Here is a 6,244-nt window from a genome sequence, read left to right as displayed (position 1 = left end):
AAGGTTAATACATGCTCCTGTTGTTAGGGAGGCAGCACCAAAAAAATGCCCAAATTCATGTGCAATGGTTCCTAAAGGATATTCAAGATTTGCAGAAATAAAAATATTATTAAATGAGTTCTCTAATGCCAAATACCGTAAAAATGAAGTTTTGGGAATAGCGGTAAACCCAGAATAATCATCCCCTTTTTTTACAAAAATTAAATTTATATAATTCTTTTCAAGTTTTGCTATGTACTTTCTCTTTTTCCGTTGTATTGAAATAAAATTCATCTATTGAAAGATTTGTTTTTTTAATCAATCGTCTTTTATTAAAATGAATTTTATCTTCGAAACAGCAAAAAGTTGGTTTAATTTTTTTATTTCATCATCTATTTTGTTTTCTGATAAATCTTTAATCTCCACCGAGCCATAAACAACTTGAATTTTAAATATCATCGTGTTTTTTGATTCTGTTTTTTGATTAATTAATGCGTTAATTTCTTTTGCCGCTGTTGCAGTGCAAAATTCGGTCCCGCATTGAGATTCTTGATTTGTCTGGGTTCTAACAAGTTTAAATAGGAGAACTTACAATAAGAAGGATGTAGCAAAAAACAACTATTTTTCTTAACGTAAACATGAAAATACTTACTCTTTATGAGTTTTAATTATTATAGTAACATTCTCTTCGTGCTAATTGTCAATTCACAGTTTAAAAAAAAAATCTTTTAACGGGGAGGTACTATTTTAGGATTAAATTATATGACAATTATATTTTATTAAAAATTAAGCTTTTATAACTTTAATAATATAGTGATAAAATTGATTGGGCCATTTAAAATATTTTTGTTATTCTTTCTCCACTGGCTTTAATATTTCTAACATTGTTGGGATTAATTCACTCACTGTGGGATGAATGTGCACACCATCTCTAAAAACAGTATAAGGCTGTTTAGCGTACATGAGATTGGTAAAGCCATTAATAAGTTCGTCGCCCCCTACACCAAGTACACAAGCACCTAAGAACAAATTGGTTTCGGCATCAATTATGGCCTCCATAAAGCCAAATGTTTCCCCTTTTCTTTGGCCCTACCCACTTTCGTCATAGGTCTATGCGCTACTAAAATAGTATAACCTTTAGATATCGCTTGCGTGTTTTGTTAAGCCAACTCTACCAAGCGGGGGGTCGATAAACAATCCATAAGTAGTGATCCTATTACTTATTTTTCTGTTTTTGCCTCCAAATAAATAGTCTTCCACAATTTGATAATCATTGTAAGATGTATGAGTAAACGCGCCTTTCCCATTACAAATACCACCAAGAGCGAAAATGCCTTCTACATTGGTTTGACAATAATCATCTACATTAATATCCCTCTTTTATATTCTATGCTTGTGTTTTGAAGTCCTAAAACCATCTGTTTGGGCAATCGACCAATCGCTAATAATAAATGAGTTCCAGTTATTGATGTTCCATCTGATTTTGCTGTCACAGTTATGGTATCGTCTTGGTTTTTTTGGGCACTTATTGCATCGGCATTATAGATGATATCAAGCCCATCAGATTTTAAAATTTCTTCTACAGCTTGGCTTATTTCTTTGTCTTCTCTCCCTATTAGTTTCGGCCCCCGTTCTATTATTGTTACTTTACTGCCAAATCTTCTAAACATTTGCCCGAACTCCAATCCAATATAGCTTCCTCCTACAATTATTAAATGTTCAGGGAGGCGCTTTTCTTCAAGTAATTCTATGTTTGTATAATGAGGAACGTTTAAATACTCCGAAGGTACTAAAGCACGCCCTCCAACATTGATGAAAATATTCTTAGAAGTGATTATCTCACCATTAATTTCTATTTCATGATTACTACTAAATTTTGCTCTCCTAGGTACAAGCTAATGTTGGGGTTTTCGCTTATAGCTTTCTCAATCCTAGATCTCGACGTATTTATAAGGTTGTCCTTTCTAGAATTTATTTTTGATAAGTTTGTAATTGTACCGCTTGGGATTTCAATCCGAACTTTCACCATGAGTTTGCATCCCAAGCTCTTCTTGCGCTGGCAATGTACGTCTTAGTCGGGATCGCACAGTTAAATTCAAACAGGTTCCACCTATTTTGCTTTTTTCAATAAGTGCAACTGTTCCTTTTTTTGATAGAGAAAAAGCTAAAGGGGTTCCTGCTTGTCCTGAACCTATAATAATATAATCAAATGTTTTCATGTTATTAAAGTGTTTTTAAAGTACAATCCGGAAAATTTCTACAATTTTCGGTTTTATATAATTATTGTTTCGATATTTTTACGATACTTGTTTCAATATATAATTTCTCCTGAGAGTTTTTGGTGTCATTACTTTAAAATACTTAACCACATTATAACTTTTGAGCGTTTCGCCTCTATTTTCTCCTCTTGCCACCTTGGTTGTTTCTTCATTAGACACTAAAGCAACGTTGAGATATTTTGTTTGCTTACTTCAAATTATTTATAGAATAACTACATGAGACTGTTTCTTCTGATTTTTTTAAATTTAAAATTTTTATTTCATTCTCATTGGATATTTCGATGGCTTTATTGGAATACTTCAGTGTTCAATTTACCTTGATTTGGACCCCCGAGATTCTGATTTTCCATTAATGATGAGTTGTGGAGTGTATATACTACTTATATTAAATATAGTTCCGTACTGTTTTTGCCTCTGCTATAATCTGCATTCCCAAAAACATCTTACCATCTGAGATAATCCCAATAATCTACATGAAAAGAAAGTAGAACAAGGTTGGGGTTTTGTTTTGAAAAACTACCTAACGAATTCTTCTGCTTCAGGGGGACAACTACTACATCCTTGTGAAGTAAATAATTCTGCAACTACTAATTTATTTGAAGTCATTTCATTTGTAATTTTAAGATTAGCGGTTTCGGTTTCTACAGTTGGTTTTGGTGCTTGATTACAAAAAGTAACCAACAGTAAAGGCAGCATATAAAATATTGATTTTATCATTTTAATTCCATTTTAACTGTTTTCTTTTCGTCCCAATAAATTTTTGAATCTAAAGCAAATTCTTTGAAAGATTCTAGTTCATTCATTGTTAATTTAAATTTCTTCGCTATTAAATTAGAAGTGAGATGTTCTTCCGAATTTGCGCCACTTAGGGTAATGCTTCCAGGATAGCTATCCATACAAAATCGAATTGCGATAGCATCTTGTGTAGTTTTGTATTTATTTGCTAGTTCATCTAGCTTTTTTCTTATAGCATCATACTGTTGAAATTCTTTAGAAAGTAATCGCCCATTAGCCAGTGCCTCTTTTATGATTATCTTTTTATCCATTAGTAAATCCTCTGCTTCTTTCATGCTTTGGTCTAGGATGTTGAATGTAAATTGAAATGATGTAAACAAAGGCACCCCGTTTTCTTTAACTTGACTGGCCTTTACGACGACTTCTTTTTGAAATGGGCCGCTTGTTGATAGTCCAATATCAATATTGTTTTCTTTTTTAATTTTATAAAGTTCTTCAATTATTTTAAAGTTATCTAAAACATCACTTTCAAGAGTAACAGAGTGAATTTGGTACAGATTTAAATTTGGCAGAAGTTGCTTTGATTTCTCCCATTGCGTTATTAATTTCTCATAACTATGGTCTTTTATTTCATGCTGAATTGCCTCTTTTTCAAAATTAGCAACATAAGTATAGCCCCATTTTGTAGAAACCGTTATACCTGACGTATTGTTTTCTTTTAAAAAGTCGATGAGCATATCTTCTGCAATGCCATAACCAGGTGAAGTGTCAAAATGTGTTATCCCTAACTTATGTGCATTTTTTATAAAGTTCACCCCGTTTTGTTTGTATTCGGCTACGGTATTGTACTCTTTTTTTTCGGAGTTTTCATTTACATTTATGTAAACAGGCCTGCCAATGGCTGCTGTCCCCAAGCCGATGTCAGATACATCTAGATGAGATAATTTTTTTTTGTCGATTACCTTCGAAAAATTCTTTATTAAATAACTTAGCTTGGGGTTAATTGTATTTTGGCAAAAGGGCTTTTCAGGATTTGAGTGATAATAATTTAATTGTTCCTCTATATTTAATTTAAAATTAGAAAAAGGCAAGACCTGTGTAATAATTTGGTTATTAAAGTCGGGTTGTAGTTGTTTGATTATATCAATGGCAGAATTTTTTTCTTCATCATTAAAATAATAAATAGCTGATCTGTATTTTTCTCTCATGCTGTGATTGGCCGTACAACTATGCGTATGCAAATGAATTTCTATAAGTACAGTCAATGAAATCTCATCTGGGTTGAATGAAACGATTACCGCTTCAGAAAAACTCTCATTCTCATCTACAGAGCTAATCCAGCCTTGCTTAACTTCTTTGACCCCAATTAATGACTGAAAAATGGCCTCTGTGCACCAGTGGCAACTTCCTCCAAACCCAATTTTTATTATACTCATAGTTTTATCTCCATTTAAATCCTTTTGCTACGATAGGCATACACTGTTCGTTTTTTTTAATATACGATGAAACAAATGGGCAAAAAGGGAAAATTTCCATATCATTTTCTCTTGCAAATTCTAGAATATTTTCCACAAGCTTCTTTCCAACGCCGCGCCCACCTAATTGTTCAGGAACCAATGTATGGGTTAAGCATAGTTTTCCTGCCATAAAATAAAAATCAGTAAAAGCCGTTTGGTTTTCTGTGTTTAGCTCAAACCTTTTTTGCTCATCATTTTTTATAAAATTATACTCCATTTTTAAATTTTAATTAGGAACCAAGTCCAATTTTTATTTAGCGAATTACAAATCTCCCATGCCCAAAATGAGCCGTGAATTTTTTGCAATAGACCAAAAAGGTATGATGTGTTTCTATATCTATTTTTGGTGTAATTACAATATTATCATTGGGCTTCTTGTAATAATATCTCCCTATATCAATATTTGTTGTTAAAACTTTCCCATTTTGATCTTCCGTAAGAGCCAAGGTTACATCTGGAGCACCAGGAGCCACCCAAAACCCGTCTGTAAAAACAACTTTTTTTACCCCGTCCAACTCATACAATTCAATATTGCCTTTAGCTTCTGGACCGTCAATTTTTGCTGTAGCTATGAGTTTCATTTTTAAAATCCAAGTTTTTCATTTACTAAAATTACGTGAACATCTCGATCTCTAATTTCTTTTTCAAAGATTAATAGTTTCCCTAGTGTAGTTCCTTTTTTGAACCCTGTTTTTTTCATTCTTTCGTTTTCTAGAGGCACTACGTAGTTGTGAATTCTTTCAAAAGCTTCATCTAAATTTTTAACAATTTTTTGAACGCCTACAACAAAAATGATATGTTTGCTAGCATACGCAATTGCAGCAATTTGGTTTCCCATTCCAGAAGCAATTAAAAGCTGTCCATTTTCAGTAACGGCATGGCAGCTTTGTAAATTATAATCTGCCAGAATGCTTTCTCTTCGTAATTCTTCTCGTTTTAAATGATCTACTTCAGTAAAAAGGTTGTCTTTCACATTCTTCCAAGGGTGACTTTTTTCTTTTAAAACAGTTAATAGACCTATTTCTCTCAATGTTTCTGAAGAGCCAGTAGCAATTTCTGCACCTTCTGGAATTATTGCAAAAATTTCTTTCAAAGCGTCTTCTTTGGTTTCTACAAAAACTCCTTTAATGTTTCTTTCGGAGAAAGAACTTATCACTGCGGTTATCCTTTCTTGGCTGGCAAGTTGGTTAAATTTTTCGTTCATGGGTTTGTAAATGATTATTCTTAAATTGTAATTGTCTTATTTTAATAGTGTTAAAGGAAAATATTACTAATAGTATTAATGCAAGGAACAACTGGAGGGTTCCTAAAATCAATAATATTTCAGGCATATTAGTATTGATTGTTGCAAAAACGCCAAAAATACCAGAAAGCACATAAAATCCAGCAGAACTATACAATAGCGTCCCTGCGTAGGTTAATCTTTTTATCTGTTTTATTTTGAGACTTGCAATATGATGCTGAAATTCGGTGCACTCAACGCTAAGTAATGTTCCAACTTCAGAGCTAATACTAAGCATTTGGTTGGTGGTTGAAAAGATAAGCATCCCAATTCCAGGCATAATCGTTATAGGTAAATACCATTCCATGAGTAATTTATTTATAATTTGGGATTTGTCCTTGAGCTAATTTTAGTCTTGTCCAAAGGTTCATGTTAATTACAATATAAGCAATTTCTTGTATAGGTGCTGCCTCCCTAACGACAGGAGCATGTATAACCTTCACAATGCATTA

Annotated in this window: 11 protein-coding genes and 1 pseudogene; all 12 read right to left on the bottom strand. The window is 32.8% G+C overall.

Annotated features, from left to right (window positions below):
• Positions 1-273 (bottom strand): hypothetical protein (locus tag AC1RYN_RS05065; RefSeq protein ID WP_481806075.1); only part of this gene is annotated, 273 nt, incomplete at its 3' end.
• Between the two features lie 24 nt (positions 274-297).
• Positions 298-438 (bottom strand): hypothetical protein, encoded by a 141-nt coding sequence (locus tag AC1RYN_RS05060; RefSeq protein WP_481806074.1) that lies wholly within the window; start codon positions 436-438, stop codon positions 298-300.
• Positions 439-828: 390 nt separating this feature from the next.
• On the bottom strand, positions 829-1,038 hold the full coding sequence (locus tag AC1RYN_RS05055) for a hypothetical protein (RefSeq protein ID WP_481806073.1): 210 nt from the start codon (positions 1,036-1,038) through the stop codon (positions 829-831).
• Between the two features lie 302 nt (positions 1,039-1,340).
• Positions 1,341-1,814 (bottom strand): FAD-dependent oxidoreductase, encoded by a 474-nt coding sequence (locus tag AC1RYN_RS05050; RefSeq protein WP_481806076.1) that lies wholly within the window; start codon positions 1,812-1,814, stop codon positions 1,341-1,343.
• Between the two features lie 174 nt (positions 1,815-1,988).
• Entirely contained in the window at positions 1,989-2,198 is a 210-nt protein-coding gene (locus AC1RYN_RS05045; protein ID WP_481806072.1) for a hypothetical protein, read from the bottom strand.
• A 372-nt stretch (positions 2,199-2,570) separates the two neighbouring features.
• Positions 2,571-2,663 (bottom strand): annotated as a pseudogene (locus tag AC1RYN_RS05040) (hypothetical protein); the annotation flags it as partial.
• A 111-nt stretch (positions 2,664-2,774) separates the two neighbouring features.
• On the bottom strand, positions 2,775-2,975 hold the full coding sequence (locus AC1RYN_RS05035; protein ID WP_481806071.1) for a hypothetical protein: 201 nt from the start codon (positions 2,973-2,975) through the stop codon (positions 2,775-2,777).
• Positions 2,972-4,429: an aldo/keto reductase gene (locus AC1RYN_RS05030; protein ID WP_481806070.1), complete on the bottom strand. Its 1,458-nt coding sequence runs from the start codon at positions 4,427-4,429 to the stop codon at positions 2,972-2,974. Before AC1RYN_RS05030 ends, AC1RYN_RS05035 begins: the two co-directional genes overlap by 4 nt.
• A gap of 4 nt (positions 4,430-4,433) precedes the next feature.
• Positions 4,434-4,727: a GNAT family N-acetyltransferase gene (locus AC1RYN_RS05025; protein ID WP_149207274.1), complete on the bottom strand. Its 294-nt coding sequence runs from the start codon at positions 4,725-4,727 to the stop codon at positions 4,434-4,436.
• Between the two features lie 37 nt (positions 4,728-4,764).
• Positions 4,765-5,091, bottom strand: a complete 327-nt coding sequence (locus tag AC1RYN_RS05020; RefSeq protein ID WP_149207275.1) for a DM13 domain-containing protein — start codon at positions 5,089-5,091, stop codon at positions 4,765-4,767.
• Positions 5,092-5,093: 2 nt separating this feature from the next.
• Positions 5,094-5,714 carry a lactate utilization protein gene (locus tag AC1RYN_RS05015; RefSeq protein WP_149207276.1) on the bottom strand — a complete coding sequence of 207 codons (621 nt, stop codon included), beginning with the start codon at positions 5,712-5,714 and terminating at the stop codon, positions 5,094-5,096.
• Positions 5,698-6,099: a hypothetical protein gene (locus AC1RYN_RS05010; RefSeq protein WP_481806069.1), complete on the bottom strand. Its 402-nt coding sequence runs from the start codon at positions 6,097-6,099 to the stop codon at positions 5,698-5,700. The genes AC1RYN_RS05015 and AC1RYN_RS05010 overlap by 17 nt, the downstream gene beginning before the upstream one ends.
• Positions 6,100-6,244: the final 145 nt, after the last annotated feature.

This window comes from Flavobacterium sp. TC780 (assembly GCF_056783245.1).
Note: the sequence above shows the minus strand (reverse complement) of the source record. Positions and strands in the feature narration are given on the sequence as shown.